Origin of the sequence: Geofilum rhodophaeum (assembly GCF_002210225.1) — a bacterium.
Classification (GTDB): domain Bacteria; phylum Bacteroidota; class Bacteroidia; order Bacteroidales; family Marinilabiliaceae; genus Geofilum; species Geofilum rhodophaeum.
The window spans coordinates 1-18,136 of sequence record NZ_MWUJ01000013.1 but is presented as its reverse complement, the minus strand read 5'-3'; the positions used below and the strand labels follow the sequence as shown (position 1 = coordinate 18,136).

Sequence of the window (18,136 nt, the reverse complement as noted above, 5' to 3'; positions counted from 1 at the left end):
AAGGAGGGAATAGACCATGATGGAAATTATCTTGAAAGAAGATGTGACTAATTTGGGTCACAAGGACGATATCGTTAAGGTGAAGCCCGGTTATGGCAGAAACTACCTGATTCCTCAGGGAATTGCAGTTTTGGCCACGGCCTCCGCCCGTAAAGTACATGCTGAAAACCAAAAGCAGCGTGCGCACAAGGAAGAGAAAATGCGTCAGGAAGCTGCTGCAGTAGCTACTCAGTTGGAAGGCAAGAAGCTGACCATTGGTGCTAAGGCCAGCTCAACCGGTAAAATCTTTGGTTCGGTGAACAACATTCAGATTGCCGAAGCTCTGGAAAAAGACGGTTTCAAAATTGAGCGCAAGAACATCGTTATTAAAGATGCAGTTAAAGAACTGGGCAGCTATACCGCTACCGTTAAACTGCACCGCGATGTGAAAGTAAGCATCGACTTTGAGGTTGTAGCTGAATAAAGAAGTTTATAACATACTACGTTTTTCAAACAAACAGAAGAGAGCGCCCCGATGGGGGCGCTTTTTTTTGGGGGCCTAGGTTGGGGTGGGCGCTGCCACGTGCGGCCACGTGCTGCCACGTGTGGCCCCGTGCGGCCCCGTGCGGCCCCGTGTGGCCACCCCAACCCCCAGGGTTGAAACCCTGGGTTATGATTGGGAGGGATAGGTCAGCCCTACGGGCTGTTCTGGAAAGCGGGTTGAAACCCGCGGCCTCGGGGCACCCGTGCCCCGGGCTGTGGGGCGTCAAAGAAGGAGATGGTTATGACCAGACAGATCGAGGCGTAGCCTCGAGGGGACTTCAGTCCCCTTTTTTATACGTGCCCTTTAGGGCACTCCGACCTGTCCCAATCATTGCCCAGGACTTCAGTCCTGGGTGGCCTTATGCGCCAGCCTAACGGCTGGCGATGACCTCGATTTCGATGAGGGCGGAGAGGGGGAGGCCCTGTACGGCGAAGGCGGCACGGGCCGGAGGGTTCTCGGGAAAGAAGGTGGCATAAACCTCGTTCATGGCCTTGAAGTGGTCCATGGTCGACAGCAGGCAGGTGGTTTTAACGATGTTGGCGTAAGTGTAGCCGGCGGATTCGAGAATGGCACCGATGTTTTTCATAACCTGCCGGGTTTGCTCGGCAATGCCGCCTGCTACGAGTTGACCGGTAGCGGGGTCAAGGGGTACCTGTCCCGAAATGTAGAGAAAACCGTTGGCTTCGATGGCCTGACTGTAGGGGCCGATGGCTGCCGGAGCAGCTGCAGTACTGATGACTTTACGCATGGTGTTTAAGTTTTAAATTAAAACCAGCCTGGGTTGTCGCGGGGGTGACTCCTTTTCTCGTATTTGAGGTCGCGCAGCAGGCTGCTGTTGATGGCAATGGAGAAAAAGAAGGATTTGTACTGACCAAAGGGAGAAATGTTGAAGCTCATGTTCCAGCAGTGCAGGTTACGATTTACCCGCAGGTTGGTATGGGCAATTTCACCACGCTCAAGGTTGTAGCCGGTACTCATGTTCAAATCCCACTTTTGCGTAAGGGAAATGCGTCCCGAAAGGCCAATGTCGGCCGTCACCTTATGGCCATAAGCCATACGGTCTTCGCTGAAATTGGTCTGGTCGGGCACCAGACGCATATTGTAGTTGAGGGAGATGTTCCAGGGAATGTCAAATTTTACGTAGCCGTCGTCCCCTTCTTCAATCTCGCGCAGGGGTTCTTCATTCATCGGATCTCGGTCGTCCATGACATCGTTCATCGGATCCAGAAAAGGATTGTCTTCCTCTTCATCCACCGGGGGTACTTCCTCTTCCGCCTCTTCTTCACCCTTCTTCTTTTTGAAAGTATCCGAACCAAAACTGTAGCCAAAGCTGAGGTTGGCGTTGTCCAAACGGGCCAGGCGTTTGTTCTCGGTCAATTCGAAGCGGTCGACCCGCGTTACCACTCTTGAGCCGGCGGCATTGTAGGAGGTATCCAGGGCGTAGGGGTCGAAACGGGCACCGAAGCTGATGTTGGTCCCCAATACTTTGGTGCGACCACTCATGCTGATGGGTGTCATCTTAAATTCGTCGGCCAAAAAGTTGTACGAAGAACTGAAGTTGAGCGATTCCAAAATGGGGATTTTTCTGAAGCCGGTAGAGTCGCGGTCACTCCTCACCTTCATCTCTACCTGGTTGCCCAGACCAAAGCCCAGGGAGCCGGATTCTCCACGACTGGGGGCTCCGTAGAGGGAGCCTTCGAAGCGGCTGTAGTCGTGCCGTTCAATGCGGTCGCTGGTTTCGTTGTAGTACTCCACCCAATCGTAATAGCCGTATTTTTCAGCGCCGAAATCGGGGCTGTAACTGAAACTTACACTGGGGGTCATCACGTGGCGTATGGCGTCAATCTTGTCGCCAAACAAAGCCCGGCTGGGTCTGAAAAAGGTATAAACCTTGGTGCTGGTGCTCACGCCCATGCTGTATTCGTATGCCCGGTTGAAACCTTGAATGGTATCGCTGACCACTACCCGGCCCTGCTCTTCGTCGTAGTCTTTTTCGATCGATTTAAAATACCAGCGTTCGTTGTAATTGAAGTTGGGCGTAAGGGTGAAAAAATTGAAGAGTTTGAGGTTCATGGAAAGGGGAATGCTGTGGCGGGCACCGTTGCGCCAGTCGTTGGCCAGCGCATTGCGACCGAAGCTTAAATCACTTTCCTTGGTGTGAATGTCGTTTTTAAAGTTACCCGTGTAGCTCATGCTGAGCGTTTCGTACCATTTTTCACGACCTATGCGGTTTTTTCTTTTGAACGGGTAGATCCGGTTCATGGTTACCGTTAGGTCGGGCAGCGTTAAGTTGATGGTGGTGTCCCGGCTGTTTTGCGAGTGCAGGGCGTTGGCCGAGAGGTTAAAAGGGGTACCCGGAAACTGGCGCGAATAGGAGATGCTCGAGCGCTTGGTGTTGGTGGCCAAAATTTCGGGATTGATGATGCTGCCCACGTTGTTGCGGTCGAACGAGCTGGTGGAGTAGTTGACGCTGGCCGAAAAGTTTTGCAGGGGATTGGCTTTGGCGTCCTGACGGTGCGACCAAGTGAGTGAGAAGTCGTTGCTCTTGCTGAAATCGGGCAGGTCTCTTTCGCTGGTCAGGTTGGTGATGCGCTGGGCGTTGAAACTTCCGCTGTACTTATAGCGCTTGCGGTAGTTGGAGCTGGCACGTACGCCCCAGGAGCCGTTGGCGTAAATGTCGCCCGTCAGGGCCAAATCAAAAATGTCGCTGGCTGCCCAGTAATAGCCCCCGTCGCGCAGGAAAAAGCCCCGGTTGCTTTCTTCTCCATAGGAGGGCATTAAAATCCCCGAGCTGTAAGAGCTGGTTGTGGGTACAAAGGCAAAAGGAATGAACAGCGGGAAAATCTTAACATCTTCGAGGACGAGATAGGCCGGACCAGCCACAATTTTGTCGCCCGGCATAACTTTGGCCTTGGTCATGTTGATGTAAAAGTGGGGACAGTCGTGGTGGTCGCAGGTGGTGTAGCGCCCATCCTGCAAAAAATAGGTATTGTCGGCGTTTTTCTTGGCGCGGTCGCTTACCACAAAGCCTTCGCCCTGGGTGGTCACTACGTGTTCAATGATGGCTTTTTCGGTTTCGAAGTTGTAACGCATCCGCCGCATGGTGTACTCCCCACTTTTGTCCTTAAATACCGGCAGACCTTGTTCCACGCCTAATGAATCGACGGTGCCGTGGGCATAGGCCAGACTGCTGTCGATGTCCAGCTCAATGTAATGGGCGGTGAGTTCCACATCCTGGTAACTGACGCGGGCATTGCCAAAAAGATAAACCTTGCCTTTGTCGAACAGGGTGGAGTCTTCGGAGCTGTACTGCACTTCGGCATCGAGCAGGGCTGAGCCTTTTTTTGTGCGGGTGCTGTCGGCGGTCGTCTGTTGCTCAGGATCTTCGTTCTCGTGGTCGTGGTCATGTTCGGGGAGGCTGTCCGGACCCAAGTCCGGGGGAGAACTGCGCTCAGCTACGCTGTCGCCAGCTGCACGGCCTTGGAAGGGCAAAGGAGTCAGGGTTTCCTGCAGACTGTCGGCTGCTGCCTGGGTGCTGGTCCCTGTAGGGGCGGACTGCCCTGCCGTGTTTCCTGCCGCACACCACACCAAAATCGCCATCACCCAAAATAAGGGCCTGGTGAGTAGCGCCGTGGTTTTCCGTCGTCTTATATTCGTCAAGGTACTGCTCGCTTTGAATTGATGTGCCACAAAAATAAGGTAAAATTCGGTCTTTAGGTATTTGTCTCAGATATTTCTTAATTTTGGCAGGATTTGTGGTGGATAAGCCCCGGAGCCATTATCAATACTTATGCCAAAGTTCAGGAATATGCGCATTTTTAGTACCGGACTGTTGTTGTTGTTTTATGTGCTGACGCCTTTGGTGGCGCAGGAGAAAAATGAGGCGCGGTTTCGCACCGTGGTGCTCGATGCCGGTCACGGTGGACGCGACCCTGGTGCCATCGGTGCAGATAATAAGGAAAAGGACATTGTATTGGCGGTGGCCTTGAAAGTTGGCGAATATCTGAAGCGCGAGCTGCCGGAGCTGAATGTGGTTTATACCCGTACCAATGATGTTTTTGTGCCACTCGACGAAAGGGCCGAAATAGCCAATAGGGCCAAGGCCGACCTTTTTGTCTCCATTCACGCCAACGCCATCAGTAATCCGCGTATTTATGGTGCGGAGACTTTTGTGCTGGGTTTGCACCGTTCGCAGGAGAACCTCGAAGTAGCGAAGAAAGAAAACTCGGTGATTATTCTGGAGGATGATTACAGCACCAAATACGAGGGCTTTGATCCCAACTCCCCGGAGTCGTACATCATTTTTGAATTGATGCAGAATGTTTACCTTGACCAAAGCATTTCTGCTGCTTCGATTATTCAGAATCAGTTTGAGCAGCGGGTTGGCCGGCGCAACAGAGGGGTGAAGCAGGCTGGTTTTTTGGTGCTGCGTAAGACTTCTATGCCCGGGGTACTGGTGGAATTGGGCTTTATGAGTAACCGCAATGAGGAGCGCTTTATGGCATCGGAGGAGGGACAGGTGTACCTGGCTTCAGCCATCTTTCGGGCCATTCGTGATTATAAGGAACGCTTTGAGGTACGCAACCACTTACAGATGGCTGAGGTGCCTGAGGTGGAACCGCTTACTGCAGCAGGGTCTCAGGACTTGCAGGAGGTGGAGGATAAGGGTGAGGCTGTGGCGCCCGAAGCGACACAGCACGGTAAGGACATCGAATTCCGCATTCAAGTTGCTTCGGCAAGTCGCGAAATTGAAAAGGGCAAGGGGCCCTATAGCCTCTTCCCCCAAATAGATGTGTACCGTGAGGGAGAATGGTTTAAATATACCACGGGTCGGTCGCCTTCGTACGAGGAAATCAGCGTTTTGCTCGAAGAGGTTCGGCGGAAGGTGCCCGACAGTTTTATTATTGCTTTTGAAAATGGGGAGCGTGTTCCGGTTTCGTCGGTCCGCTGAAGGTGAAAACTGAGTATATAATTATATAGGTATGCAAATTAGGAAAGAAGTTAAGATTGGGTTGCTGGTGATTGTGGCCCTGGTTTTTTTGTTTTGGGGCTATAACTTTTTGCGGGGGTCCAATATTTTTAACTCGGGCAACACGTATTATGGTGTTTATTCCAGTGTGGAAGGGTTGAACGAGGGAGGCCCCGTGTTTTACCGGGGTTATAAGGTGGGTAGTATTTATGATATTTCGCTGAGTGAGGAGGAGCCCGGCGCTTTTGCGGTTACTTTTGGTGTTCAGCGGGCCTTGCCGGTTGCGGTGGATGCGGTGGCGCAGATTTACAGTACCGACCTTTTGGGCAGTAAGGCCATTCAAATAATGCCCGGGAAGGACAGTGAAGTGCTGAGTTCGGGCAGTCGGATCAAATCGGGGACAGCCAGTGATTTAAAGGATCAGGTGACCGAGGAGATTATACCGCTTAAGGAGAAGGCGGAACTTCTGATGGCCCGCATGGATACGGTATTGGCGGGTGTTTCGGTGCTTTTTACCGACGAAAACAAGGCGGGACTGGAGCAGGCGGTGAAGGACTTTAATGCGAGTATGTATAACTTACAACGCACCACCGGGGCTATTAATCAGGCACTGGCCGATGGGGGGAGCATTAACCGGAGCTTGTCTAACCTCGAGAACTTTACGGAGGTGCTGCAACAGCAGGGCGACAATGTAGGAACAAGTCTGGAAAATCTGGCGGCCTTCAGTGAGGAATTGGGGCAATTGCCTTTGGGTGCTATTGGAAACAAGGCCGACAGTCTCCTGAGCGCACTTAACGAAGGAGAGGGTTCTTTGGGGCAGCTTATGCGCGATGAAACCCTGTATCTGAATATGAACGATGCGGTGGCCAATATGGATCGTCTGGTGGTGGATGTACGTCAAAATCCTTCGCGGTACCTGAGTTTCTCGGCCATTAACTTTGGCCGTAAGGTTTATATTACCGATGAGAGCAGTCGCGCTGCGGAAAAGGGCCTCGTTTTTCGTGTGAAGCTGGCCGAGTCGGCTGAACCGCTTGCTATACGTAATCAGGCAGTAGGACCTGGTTTGTTGGTGGAAGAAATACAGGGTGAGAAGAGCTATCTTTATTTGGTGGGTGAAACGACTTCGTATCAGCAGGCAGAAGAATTGCGTCGGAGTTTGTTGGAAGACTTTCCTGCGGCCGAAGTCTACCCTTTGGAAGATGGGGAAGCAGTGTCGCTCAAGCGGGCTCTGCGAAAGGTGGAATAAGGTTGAATTTTGGTTGGCGACCGGCCTAAAATGAGGGTCAAAAAAAAATTATTTTTTTTTGAATTCGGGTGCAAGGACTTTGATGACAGGGGCTTTAAGGGAAGGAGTGAAAGTTTTGGATAAGCATTAAGTGTTTGGACTACAAATACTTGTCGGTTTTAATCTTAAGTCATTGAAATATAGCGGGTTGTTTGCGGTGGGACATTTGCAAGCATCCCGCCATTTTTTTATACAGAATTTTTTCACAAATTTTGTCATTGTCGGATTCCCGACCATCAAATACTAGATTACAAACAGCCTATCAGCAGGGGAGAAAATGAGCAGATTGCGGCAAGGCAAAGCCTGTCTACGTGTCGCTGTTCAAAACGTAACCAGCTGATTATAAAGAACTTAAAAATGAAACTGGATCACGAAGAAGTCTGGCGGCTCTGCCTCGATTTTATTCAAAAAGCCATTGACCCTATGGCTTTTCAAACCTGGTTCGAACCCATTGTTCCACTGAAATTGGAGCAGGTGGTTTTGACCATCCAGGTACCCAGTTTGTATTTCTATGAAATCATCGAAGAACAGTACATTGATCATTTGCGTGCCGCCCTGCGTAAATATGTGGGAGAGCAGGCGCGTCTGGAGTACAGTGTGGTGATGGAAAAGGGGCGCAAGCCTGCTGCCGGCGATTTTTCTGTGAATTTTCCTACCGCCAACAAGACCGACCTTCGGAACCGTGCTGTTTCGGGAACGGGTGGTCAGGATCAGAAAGGCATTAAAAATCCCTTTGTTATTCCCGGCATCAAGAAGCTGAACGTTGATCCTCAGCTGAATTCGGCCTATACTTTTGATAATTTTGTAGAGGGCGATTGCAATCGCCTGGCCCGCTCTGCCAGTCAGGCCGTTGCCAAAAACCCCGGTAAAACGGCTTTTAATCCCCTCTTTTTGTACGGGGGCTCCGGTTTGGGCAAAACGCATTTGGCGCAGGCCATTGGTATTGAGGTGAAAACCAGTTTTCCTGAAAAGACGGTCCTTTACGTGAGCACCAATAAGTTCATGACGCAGTACATGGAGGCGATTCGCAGCAATACGATGAACGATTTTCTGAATTTTTATCAGATGATTGATGTGTTGATTGTGGACGATATTCAGGAACTGGCCGGTAAGGTGGGTACGCAAAATACTTTCTTCCATTTGTTTAATCACTTGCAGCAGAGTGGTAAGCAGTTGATTTTGACTTCGGACAAGGCACCTGCCGATTTGCAGGAGATGGAGGAGCGTTTGTTGTCGCGTTTTAAATGGGGCTTGCCTGCCGATATTCAGGCGCCTGATTTTGAAACCCGAATGGATATTCTGCGTCACAAAATCCGTAAGGACGGCATTAAGGTGTCGGATGAGGTGATTCACTATCTGGCGAGTCACATCAACAGCAATGTTCGTGAGTTGGAGGGGGCTTTGATTTCGTTGCTCTTTTTATCTACGGTGCAGAAGGGAGAGATTACGCTGGAAACGGCGATGAGTGTGGTGGATAAGCTGGTGCGTCGAACGGTTCGGGAGGTTTCGGTGGATTACATTCAGGAGACGGTGTGCCAGTACTATGGGCTGGAGATAGAGACGCTGCAATCTAAAACGCGGAAGCGGGAGATTGTGCAGGCGCGGCAGATTGCGATGTATTTCTCTAAGAATATGACTTCTTCGAGTCTCTCGGCGATTGGGGCGAAGATTGGGAAGAAGGATCATGCTACGGTTTTGCATGCTTGTAAAACGATTTCGAATCTGATTGAGACGGATCGGGATTTTAAGATGCAGATCCGGGAGATTGAGGCGCAGCTGAAGTCCTAATGGTGGTCGTAGTGCAATTTTGCGTCTGACAGAAAATACCTGTTCATTTCGCTTGATGCCTGCTGTTTGCGCTACTGCTTATTTCCGGAACCATGGCTCAAGTCGCTAAAATTCTTGAACTCGCCTTCGGCTCAAACAGCAAGAATTTTTACGCGTCTTTCTCAATGGTTCTTAATCGGAAATAATCAGATGCTTAACAGCAGGCATCTGCGCTTGGACGAGTTTTTCTGAAGGTCGCTATCTTGCACTACTTCCCTTCCAGAGTCTGGCTTGATGCCTGTTGTTGGCGCTACTGCTTATTTCCGGAACCATGGCTCAAGACGCTAAAATTCTTGAACTCGCCTTCGGCTCAAACAGCAAGAATTTTTACGCGTCTTTCTCAATGGTTCTTAATCGGAAATAATCAGATGCTTAACAGCAGGCATCTGCGCTTGGACGAGTTTTTCTGAAGGTCGCTATCTTGCACTACTTCCCTTCCAGAGTCTGGCTTGATGCCTGTTGTTGGCGCTACTGCTTATTTCCGGAACCATGGCTCAAGACGCTAAAATTCTTGAACTCGCCTTCGGCTCAAACAGCAAGAATTTTTACGCGTCTTTCTCAATGGTTCTTAATCGGAAATAATCAGATGCTTAACAGCAGGCATCTGCGCTCTGACGAGTTTTTCTGAAGGCAGCTGTTATACACCACCTATCTTCCGGAGTTTTGCTTGATGCAGCTGTTCTGCGCTGCTGCCTGTTTCCTGTTCACTTCATTCACTCCGCTACAAGCATCGAAACTCGCCTTTGGCTCAAACAGCGATGCTTGTTACGCTGCGTTTCTTTGTTCACTTACGGAAACATTCAGAGGCTTGAACAGCTGCATCTGCGCTCTGACGAGTTTTTCTGAAGGCCGCTGTTCTACACTACTTCCCTTACGGAGTGTAATTGTGCGTGTTGTGCTGGGTACTTTTGTTTGTTGGATGAATGAGCGGAGGCTTTACTCGGTGGGTTTTCTGGATTCAGGGTGCTGATGGCCATGAACGACATTTAAGACGCGTATCTGTTTTTTGTCTTTGACCGTGAAAATAATGACATAACTCCATAAGCTGACTGAGCGGTAGTTTTCAGGATAGTCCTCCAGATAGGGCTCTTTTGAGTAGCCTGAAAATTCTTTGAGGCTAAGACATTTTTCGATTATTGCTTGTCTGACAGCGTGGGCGGTGCTTGATGATTTTTCTCTGGTCTTAATGTACTCGTAGATTTCCCGAACGGAATTCCTGGCAAGGTGTGAAATTATAACTTCTTTGTTTTTTAGTCCCATTTTGATGATGCTTTGGCAAAATCTTCAATGGTCATGCCTCCTCCTCTTTCGATTTCTTCTTCAGCTTCCTTTAACTCTTGATGTAATTCTGCTTTAGTGATGGCTGTGCCTGCTCGGTAGGCGACTGTTGTGTCTTCTTTAGCATATTCTGCTGCTAAAGAATTAATCATTCGTAAGAAGCGCTCATCTGCCTGTTCGATGATGCGATGTATTGATTGTCTTAATTCTGTGGTGCCCATAACCGTATGGTTTTGTGCAAAGTTAAGGATAAAATTTCTATTCCTTACGCTTGATGCAGCTGTTCTGCGCTGCTGCCTGTTTCCTATTCACTGCAGTCACTCTGCTACAAGCATCGGAACTCGCCTGCGGCTCAAACAGCGATGCTTGTCACGCTGCGTTCCTTTGTTCATTTACGGAAACATTCAGAGGCTTGAACAGCTGCATCTGCGCTCTGACGAGTTGTGCGGAGGGTCGCTGCTGCCTGTTTCCTGTTCACTTCATTCACTCCGCTACAAGCATCGAAACTCGGGTGGTCGTGGTGCAATCTTGCGCCTGACAGGAAACACCTGTTCATTTCGCTTGATGCTTGCTGTTTGCGCTGCTGCTTATTTCCGGAACCATCGCTCAAGTCGCTAAAATTCTTGAACTCGCCTTCGGCTCAAACAGCAAGAATTTTTACGCGTCTTTCTCAATGGTTCTTAATCGGAAATAATCAGATGCTTAACAGCAGGCATCTGCGCTCTGACGAGTTGTTTTCTGTAGGTCGCCATCTTGCACCACTTCCCTTCCAGAGTTATGGAGTGCTTGTTACGCTGCGTTTCTTTGTTCACTTACGGAAACATTCAGAGGCTTGAACAGCTGCATCTTCGCTCTGACGAGTTGTGCGGAGGGTCGCTGCTGTGCAGTGCCTGGGGAGGGTTGGGAGGGGAAGGGGTAGAAAAGGGTGCGGGGAGGCGGGTGGTGCGCGGAAAAAAGCATATCTTTGGTACGTTGTTTGTTTATTGGACGGCAATTAAAATTTTGATTAGATGAACCTACGTTTTTTTGCTGTAGTATTATGGGCAGTATGGTTTGCTGGCGTTGGTGTGTCGCAGGCCCAGGTGACGCAGACCAACGGTCGTGAGGTGCAAAAGATTTTGCTTAACGGCAAGGAGTACTATTTGCACATCATTCAAAAAGGGGAGGGTTTGTACCGCATCAGCCTCAATTATGGCGTTTCGGTACAGGAGATTTTGGATGCCAACGACGACATCAGTGAGAGCTTGAAGGTGGGACAGATTTTGCGCATCCCGGTAATCAGCGGTCGCAACACCACCGAAGGAGAGCTCGGCCGTTCCAGGGAGTTTTTGTACCATACGGTGGAGCGGGGACAAACAGCTTATTTTATTTCAAGGAAATACAACATTGCTCTGGACGATTTGTACCAGAATAATCCCGGTACGGAGAACGGTCTGGTGGTAGGTGCTATTTTGCGCATTCCGGTAGCCGGAAGTGCGCCTTCTTCAGCAGCTGCTGCGGCAGGTCGTCCTGCCGCAGCCTCGGGTGCAGCGTCCATCCTTCAGGAAGATGGTTACGACTATCATGTGGTGAAGCCGGGTGAAACGATTTATGGACTTTCGCGCAGCTTTGAGATTACTCAGGACGAGTTGGTAGAGGCCAATCCCGCATTGCGCTCCGGCGAGTTGCGGGTGGGGACAGAGGTACGTATTCCTCGTGCGGCAGTGGCTTCTGATGAGGAGGTGCAGGAAACGGACACGGTGAAACAGGGCGTTGCCCCCGGATTCATCGACAGTGGCGAGTATTTGTATCATGCCATAGTACCGGGACAAACTTTCTATTCGATCGGTCGTCTTTACCAGGTAGAGCTGGACGATTTGCGTGCTGCCAATCCGGGGGTAACGCAGGACGATTTAAAGGTCGGTTATATGCTTCGGGTGCCTCGTCCCCAAATGGATGAGGCGGATGCTCTGGCCGAGGTGGATGAGGACAAACTTTTTCGCAGTCACCGTGTTCGTCGTCGCGAAACGCTTTACGGCATTTCGCGGGAGTACCATATCGACATGGAGGTGCTGCGCCGGGTAAATCCGGAGGTGGATTTTCAAAATTTGAGCAACGGAACCCGCCTGCGCATTCCCACCGACGAGTGGTTTGCCCGGGAGACTGCTCGTGCCATGGAGGCGCAGCGATCGGCGGTTCCTCCGGCAAGGGGAAGGGTGGATGAGCGTTTTAAACCGGTGTACGATTGCAGTCGCAACCGCACCCTGGGTTACAGTGAGCCCATTAAGGTGGCTTTGTTGTTGCCTTTTAATGCCAACGCCGCCCAGGTAGTTCCTGCCGGCAGGGACTCTCTTCAGCAGGTACGTGAGGCACGTATGGTTGCGAACCGGGCCCGTTTGTTCAACGAGTTTTACAGCGGCGTTTTGCTGGCCCTGGATACTTTAAAGCAACGCGGCATCAGTGTGGATTTATCGGTGTACGACATTGCGCCCGACACCCTGACTCTGCAACGGGTGCTGCGTGATCCTTCGCTGAAGGAGGCCCACCTGATGATTGGCCCGGCCCTGGCGGGGCAATTGCCCATGGTCTCGGCTTTTAGTCGCGAGCACCGCATACCCTTGGTTTTTCCGCTTTCCAACACCAACCCCGAGTTGGCGTACAACCCCTGGCTCTTCCATGTGAATACCCCCGACGCACTGGTGCTCGATAAGATTGCTGCTTCGGTGGTGCGTCAGGCTTCCGGTGGACGGCTTTTGGTGGTGCTGCCCGAGGAAGAGGAGCCGCAAGCCGATGAGCTGGTGGCTCTGATTAAGGAAGAAGCCCGCACGGCCAATCTGCGCTACATGGAGTACAAATCCTCCGCCAACGACTTGATGGAGCTGCAGAGTCTCCTCAGCGGCGAAGGCGATTACTACGTGGTGGTCCCTTCGGTCAAGACCTCAACCGTATCCCGTCTGGTGCCCATTTTGTACGGGGTACGTGAAAAGACCAAGGCGCGCATCAACTTTATAGGACTCTCCGACGTGCTGCGTTTTCAGACGGTGGACCCCGAGCAGGTGCATGCACTCAACGGTACTTTTTACCGTTCGTTTGGACTCGATTACAGTACACCGCACACCAAGGCCTTTATCGACAAGTACCGGCGTTGGTACCATACCGAACCCCATGCCATTTCGCCCTTTTTCCAAAGTTCCGACGCCAACGCCTCCTATTCGCGGTACGGCATTTGGGGCTACGACGTAGCCCATTACTTTGTGGGGGCCATTGCTGCCTTTGGTCGCGACTTTGATCTGTGTATGGATCAACTGGAGCCCGATCAGGTGCAGTTTCGTTTTGAGTTTGAAAGGGTGTCGAACTGGGGCGGATTTTACAATGCGGGACTGTATATGTTCCGTTTCCGACCCGATTGGAAAATGGAGCGCCTGCCGGTGCTCCCATAAAAAAAGCATGCTTACATGATTTCAGTCAACCAGCTCACCGTCGATTTTGGGGGCTTTCGTTTGTTCGATGAGATATCGTTTTTGATCAATCCCCGCGACCGCATTGGTCTGGTGGGAAAAAACGGTGCCGGAAAATCGACCCTGCTCAAAATCATAGCCGGTCAGCTTCAGCCCTCGGCAGGCACTGTTTCGCTGCCTAAGGCACTCACCCTGGGTTATTTGCCCCAGCACCTCGAGTACGACGACACACAAACGGTGCGGCAGGAGGCCGAAACGGCCTTCTCAGAGCTCATTGCTATGGAACGCCGCATCGAAGTCCTCACCAACGAAGTGGCCGAACGCAATGATCACGAGTCCGACCACTACCTCAAGACCATTGAGGAGCTGACCGACCTGACCGAGCGCTACAACATGCTGGGGGGACATAATTACCATTCGCAGGTGGAGCAGACGCTGAAGGGACTGGGTTTTAAGCGCAGCGATTTTGAGCGGCTCACTTCGGAGTTCAGCGGTGGCTGGCGCATGCGCATTGAGCTGGCCAAGATACTGCTGCGCAAGCCCGATGTGTTTTTGCTCGATGAACCTACCAACCACCTCGATATTGAATCCATACAATGGCTGGAGGACTACCTGCGCAACTATCCCGGCGCCCTCGTGTTGATTTCGCACGATAGGGCCTTTCTGGACCACATCACCAATCGCACCGCCGAACTGTCTCTGGGGCAGTTGCACGATTACAAAGCGGCCTACACCCGTTTTGTAGAACTGCGCAAGGAGCGCCGCGAGCAGCAGCTTGCGGCCTATCGCAATCAGCAAAAGAAAATTGAAGATACCGAAGCCTTCATCGAACGCTTCCGTTACCAGGCCACCAAGGCCGTTCAGGTGCAATCGCGCATCAAACAGCTCGAAAAAATCGACCGCATCGAAGTCGATGAGTTCGACAACAGTGCCCTGCGCATCAAGTTTCCACCCGCTCCCCACAGCGGGGCCATTACCGTTAAGGGGCAGGGACTGAGTAAGAGCTACGGCGATCATCTGGTGCTCAGCGATGTGGATTTTATGATTGAGCGGGGCGACAAGGTGGCTTTTGTGGGTAAAAACGGTGAGGGTAAGACCACCATGGCCCGTATGATTCTCAACGAGCTGGAGTACAGCGGGAAACTGGAATTGGGGCATCAGGTGAAAATCGGGTATTTTGCCCAGAACCAGGCCGATCAGCTCGACGACAACCTGACCGTGTTGGATACTGTGGACCAGGTGGCCGTGGGCGATATTCGCACCAAAATACGTGATTTGCTGGGGGCTTTTCTGTTTAGTGGCGAGGCGGTAGATAAAAAGGTGTCGGTGCTCAGTGGCGGGGAGCGGACGCGACTCGCCATGGTGTTGCTGCTGCTGGAGCCGGTGAACTTCCTCATCCTCGATGAGCCGACCAATCACCTCGACATCCGCTCCAAGGAGCTGCTCAAGCAGGCCCTGGCCGATTTTGAAGGAACGGTGCTGGTGGTGTCGCACGACCGGGATTTTCTGGACGGGCTCATTACCAAGACTTACGAGTTTCGCGACCGTAAGATGAAGGAGCACCTGGGGGGCATTTACAGCTTTTTGGAGGCCAAGAAAATGGAATCGCTGCAGGATTTGGAGCAGGCTCCGGGTTCGCCGCGACAGGAGCGGGCCGAGGAGGAGGCCCCTTCAAAGGGCAAGGCGGATTTTGAGGCGCGCAAGGAAATCAACAAACGCATCAGAAAGGTGCAGCGTGAGGTGGAGGCTTGCGAAAAGGAAGTGGAAGAGCTCGAAGCGCGAAAGACCGAAATGGACCAGCTGATGAGCGCGCCCGGTAGCGCCGACCAAATGCAAAAAGTCTTTGAAGAATACGAAAGTACCAACCAGCGTCTCGGTGAACTGATGCACCAATGGGAGGTGCTGCACAACGAAATGGAAGAACTGGAGGATCAGCTGTAGAGCGGCCTTATAATAAGCACAAATTATGCAGGAAAAAGACACCATTTACGGCATACGTGCCGTTATTGAAGCCGTTGAAAGCGGTAAAGACATCGACAAGGTGCTGATAAAGCCCGGTTTGCAGGGAGAGCTGTTCAACGAACTGATGGCCACCCTCAAAACCCACAAAATCAACTGGCAGAAAGTCCCCCAGGAAAAGCTCTTTAAACTGGCCGGCAAAAACCATCAGGGCGTCGTCGCCCTGGTGTCGCCCCTCAGCTATACCGATCTCGAACCGGTGGTAGAGGCTGCCCTGGCCGAGGGTCGTACGCCCCTGATTCTGATTCTCGACGGCATTACCGATGTCCGCAATTTGGGCGCCATTGCCCGCAGCGCAGAGTGTGCCGGGGTAGATGCGCTGGTGTTGCCCGAGAAGGGGAGTGCCCCCATCAATGCCGATGCCATCAAGACCTCCGCAGGGGCGCTGTTTAACCTGCCTGTTTGTCGCGTGCCCAAAATCTGGTACAGTCTCAAATACCTTAAAGAGAAGGGTTTTACCATTTACGGGGCCAGTGAAAAAAGCGAGACTGCCTACTACAAAGGCGATTATCGCGGACCCGTGGCCCTGGTGATGGGGGCTGAGGACAAAGGCATATCTTCACAGGTGCATAAGATGGTGGATACTTTTGTGGCCTTGCCGGTGAAGGGCGAAATTGCTTCTTTGAATGTAAGTGTGGCCGCCGGCGTTTTGGTTTACGAAATTCTGCGTCAGCGAGAAATTGAAATAAAGTAAAGCATTGTTAAAAAGTGTTTTACTGTACGGTTTTGGGATTTTAACAATTAAGTGATTGATTTACAGTTGGTTGATTGATGTTGGTGGACTGAGGACCTTTTGAACAAAGGCGGCTTATTGTACAATAAGGCCGCTTTTGTCGTTTAAAACTTGCTTATCGGTTTAAATATTGGTTAAATTCGAGTGTTTTTGTTGTTGGAAATTTGGGGCACGAGAGTACTGTGTTAAATCAAATTGTAGACAGATGCAAAACAAAGAAAGAGTGCTCAAGACACTCAATCATGAGCAGGTAGACCGGGTTCCTTTTTTCTATTGGGCGGTACCCGAGTTTACCGAAAAAATGATGCACCATCTTGGTCTGAGCGACCGCGACGCTCTTTTGGATTATCTGGATGTTGACTTCAGAACCGTAGAACCCGCTTATGTGGGTCCCGACTTAATTACCGGTACCAATGGCGAAGCCGTTAAAAAGGATATTTGGGGTGTAGGCTATCGTCAGGTGGGGCATGGCGACCTCAAGTACTGGGAGGCTTGTCACTTTCCGCTGCACGGGGTAACGGATTTGGCTGTACTGAACGATTACCCCTGGCCTACGGTGGATTTGTTTGACTTCTCGGTGCTGGATGCCCAGTTTGCCAAATACAAGGAGCACGCTACCATGACGGCGCCCGGTTTTTCTTCCCCGGGTTTATTCCGTATTGTTCAGCGTTTGATTGGTCGTGAAGGTTTTTTGGATGTGTTGATGTATCATCCTAAGTTTTTCAAGGCTTTGACGCAAAGGGTGGCCGATTTTTACCTCGAGTTTATAGAACGCTTTTTTGCTGCAGCCGGCGACCGGCTCGATTTTATTCGGGTGGCTGACGATTTTGGCGGGCACGATGGACTGATTGTGAGCAATGAGATTTGGGAAGAGGTGGTGAAGCCGGTCTTTGAGCGCTACCTGGAAATACCCCGCAAGCATGGTACGCACTTGTACCTGCATTCTTGTGGCGGGGTGCGTAAGTTGCTGCCGGAATTTATTTCCCTGGGGGCGGATGTGTTGGATCCGATTCAAACGCGGGCTGCGGGTATGGCGCCGGAGGGGCTGAAAAAAGATTTTGGTCCGATGATTACTTTCTGTGGTGCTTTGGATGAGGAGTTGTTGTTGCGGCAGGCTACGCCGCGGCGTGTGGAGCAGGGGGTGAAGGATTTGCTGGAGGTGATGGCACCGGGTGGTGGTTTTATTTTGGGTCCCTCGCATAAGATTAAGGTGGAGACGCCGGTGGAGAATGTGATGGCGATGTATAAGGCGGCTGGTCAATGGCGCTACTCGTAGCGCCATTTTGCGGCGGACATAAAATTCCTGTTTGGTGATGATGACTTGCGCTTGCGTTAATGTTTCTGCGCTTTCTCGTTTTTTTGCGCCCTCAGTCGTTCCGCTAAAATTTTTGAACTCGCCTGCGGCTCAGACAGCAAAAATTTTTACGCTGCACGTCTTCGGGCTTTTTTCAAAAAAACGCTGAGGCTTGAAACATTTACGCTTCGCTTCAAAGCGCTTTACCACTCAAAGGAATTTTCTGAAGGCCGCGGAAGGGCGCTGCTTCGCCACGAGAGTTTCAGGGTGGTCGTGGTGCAATCTTGCGCCTGACAGAAAATGCCTGTTCACTGCAGTCGTTTCACTAAAAACATCGAACTCGGGTGGTCGCAGTGTATTCCTGCTGCTGACATAAAATTTCTATTCCTATCGCTTGATGTGTACCATCTGCGCTTTCGCTTATTTCCGGAGCCTTTGCTTCGTTCACTAAAATCCGGGAACTCGCCTACGGCTCAAACAGCCCGGATTTTTACGTTCACTTAACAAAGGCTCTTATTCGGAAATAATCTGAGGCTTGATGGTACACATCTGCGCTCTGACGAGCTTTTCTGAAGGCAGGTGGTCTACACTACTTCCCTTCCGGAGTGGAGCGATGTTTTTGACGTTTCACTCCTTTGTTCTCTTACGGTGTTTTCTGTAAGTCGCCATCTTGCACCACTTCCCTTCCAGAGTCTGGCTTGATGCAGCTGTTCTGCGCTGCTGCCTGTTTCCTGTTCACTTCGGGCACTTCACTACAAGCACGGAACTCGC

General features: G+C 51.2%; 12 protein-coding genes. 8 read left to right on the top strand and 4 right to left on the bottom strand.

Annotated elements, in window-relative coordinates; translation table 11 throughout:
• The first annotated feature begins 16 nt into the window (after positions 1–16).
• Positions 17–463 carry a 50S ribosomal protein L9 gene (gene rplI, locus B4W65_RS12020; protein WP_262487815.1) on the top strand — a complete coding sequence of 149 codons (447 nt, stop codon included), beginning with the start codon at positions 17–19 and terminating at the stop codon, positions 461–463.
• Between the two features lie 430 nt (positions 464–893).
• Here rplI and B4W65_RS12010 read toward each other — a convergent pair whose 3' ends face one another.
• Together B4W65_RS12010 and B4W65_RS12005 are read right to left on the bottom strand one after the other, a co-directional pair.
• The gene (locus B4W65_RS12010) at positions 894–1,271 is read right to left on the bottom strand and encodes a RidA family protein (protein WP_088655411.1); all 378 of its coding nucleotides are present in this window, start codon (positions 1,269–1,271) and stop codon (positions 894–896) included.
• Positions 1,272–1,288: 17 nt separating this feature from the next.
• On the bottom strand, positions 1,289–4,183 hold the full coding sequence (locus B4W65_RS12005; protein ID WP_146697780.1) for a putative LPS assembly protein LptD: 2,895 nt from the start codon (positions 4,181–4,183) through the stop codon (positions 1,289–1,291).
• 148 nt (positions 4,184–4,331) lie between these two features.
• Here B4W65_RS12005 and B4W65_RS12000 point away from each other — a divergent pair, with 148 nt between their 5' ends.
• The 3 genes from B4W65_RS12000 (at position 4,332) to dnaA (ending at position 8,565) form a co-directional block, all read left to right on the top strand.
• Entirely contained in the window at positions 4,332–5,474 is a 1,143-nt protein-coding gene (locus B4W65_RS12000; RefSeq protein WP_088655409.1) for an N-acetylmuramoyl-L-alanine amidase family protein, read from the top strand.
• Between the two features lie 31 nt (positions 5,475–5,505).
• Positions 5,506–6,738, top strand: coding sequence for an MlaD family protein (locus B4W65_RS11995; RefSeq protein WP_088655408.1), 1,233 nt, complete (start codon positions 5,506–5,508; stop codon positions 6,736–6,738).
• 396 nt (positions 6,739–7,134) lie between these two features.
• The gene (gene dnaA, locus B4W65_RS11990) at positions 7,135–8,565 is read left to right on the top strand and encodes a chromosomal replication initiator protein DnaA (protein ID WP_088655407.1); all 1,431 of its coding nucleotides are present in this window, start codon (positions 7,135–7,137) and stop codon (positions 8,563–8,565) included.
• 975 nt (positions 8,566–9,540) lie between these two features.
• Here the strand turns inward: dnaA and B4W65_RS11985 are convergent.
• Together B4W65_RS11985 and B4W65_RS11980 are read right to left on the bottom strand one after the other, a co-directional pair.
• A complete protein-coding gene (locus B4W65_RS11985) occupies positions 9,541–9,864 on the bottom strand; it encodes a type II toxin-antitoxin system RelE/ParE family toxin (RefSeq protein WP_088655406.1) in 324 nt (107 codons plus the stop codon).
• The gene (locus B4W65_RS11980) at positions 9,855–10,103 is read right to left on the bottom strand and encodes a hypothetical protein (RefSeq protein WP_088655405.1); all 249 of its coding nucleotides are present in this window, start codon (positions 10,101–10,103) and stop codon (positions 9,855–9,857) included. Before B4W65_RS11980 ends, B4W65_RS11985 begins: the two co-directional genes overlap by 10 nt.
• Before the next feature lie 789 nt (positions 10,104–10,892).
• On the opposite strand from B4W65_RS11980, the gene B4W65_RS11975 reads away from it, so the two are divergent.
• The 4 genes from B4W65_RS11975 to B4W65_RS11960 all read left to right on the top strand — a co-directional run bounded on the left by B4W65_RS11975 (position 10,893) and on the right by B4W65_RS11960 (position 17,347).
• Complete coding sequence (locus B4W65_RS11975) at positions 10,893–13,301, top strand: LysM peptidoglycan-binding domain-containing protein (protein WP_088655404.1); 2,409 nt, start codon at positions 10,893–10,895, stop codon at positions 13,299–13,301.
• 15 nt (positions 13,302–13,316) lie between these two features.
• Positions 13,317–15,260: an ABC-F family ATP-binding cassette domain-containing protein gene (locus B4W65_RS11970; RefSeq protein ID WP_088655403.1), complete on the top strand. Its 1,944-nt coding sequence runs from the start codon at positions 13,317–13,319 to the stop codon at positions 15,258–15,260.
• Positions 15,261–15,285: 25 nt separating this feature from the next.
• Positions 15,286–16,032 carry a 23S rRNA (guanosine(2251)-2'-O)-methyltransferase RlmB gene (rlmB, locus tag B4W65_RS11965; RefSeq protein WP_088655402.1) on the top strand — a complete coding sequence of 249 codons (747 nt, stop codon included), beginning with the start codon at positions 15,286–15,288 and terminating at the stop codon, positions 16,030–16,032.
• A 244-nt stretch (positions 16,033–16,276) separates the two neighbouring features.
• Complete coding sequence (locus tag B4W65_RS11960) at positions 16,277–17,347, top strand: uroporphyrinogen decarboxylase family protein (protein WP_088655401.1); 1,071 nt, start codon at positions 16,277–16,279, stop codon at positions 17,345–17,347.
• The last annotated feature ends 789 nt before the right edge of the window (positions 17,348–18,136 follow it).

Excerpts from the sequence above, each read along its gene's own strand:
- B4W65_RS11970 (WP_088655403.1), top strand. The coding sequence starts at position 13,317 with ATGATTTCAGTCAACCAGCTCACCGTCGATTTTGGGGGCTTTCGTTTG.
- B4W65_RS11995 (WP_088655408.1), top strand. The coding sequence starts at position 5,506 with ATGCAAATTAGGAAAGAAGTTAAGATTGGGTTGCTGGTGATTGTGGCC.
- rplI (WP_262487815.1), top strand. The coding sequence starts at position 17 with ATGATGGAAATTATCTTGAAAGAAGATGTGACTAATTTGGGTCACAAG.
- B4W65_RS11985 (WP_088655406.1), bottom strand. The coding sequence starts at position 9,864 with ATGGGACTAAAAAACAAAGAAGTTATAATTTCACACCTTGCCAGGAAT.
- dnaA (WP_088655407.1), top strand. The coding sequence starts at position 7,135 with ATGAAACTGGATCACGAAGAAGTCTGGCGGCTCTGCCTCGATTTTATT.
- B4W65_RS11975 (WP_088655404.1), top strand. The coding sequence starts at position 10,893 with ATGAACCTACGTTTTTTTGCTGTAGTATTATGGGCAGTATGGTTTGCT.
- B4W65_RS11960 (WP_088655401.1), top strand. The coding sequence starts at position 16,277 with ATGCAAAACAAAGAAAGAGTGCTCAAGACACTCAATCATGAGCAGGTA.
- B4W65_RS12000 (WP_088655409.1), top strand. The coding sequence starts at position 4,332 with ATGCGCATTTTTAGTACCGGACTGTTGTTGTTGTTTTATGTGCTGACG.
- rlmB (WP_088655402.1), top strand. The coding sequence starts at position 15,286 with ATGCAGGAAAAAGACACCATTTACGGCATACGTGCCGTTATTGAAGCC.
- B4W65_RS11980 (WP_088655405.1), bottom strand. The coding sequence starts at position 10,103 with ATGGGCACCACAGAATTAAGACAATCAATACATCGCATCATCGAACAG.
- B4W65_RS12010 (WP_088655411.1), bottom strand. The coding sequence starts at position 1,271 with ATGCGTAAAGTCATCAGTACTGCAGCTGCTCCGGCAGCCATCGGCCCC.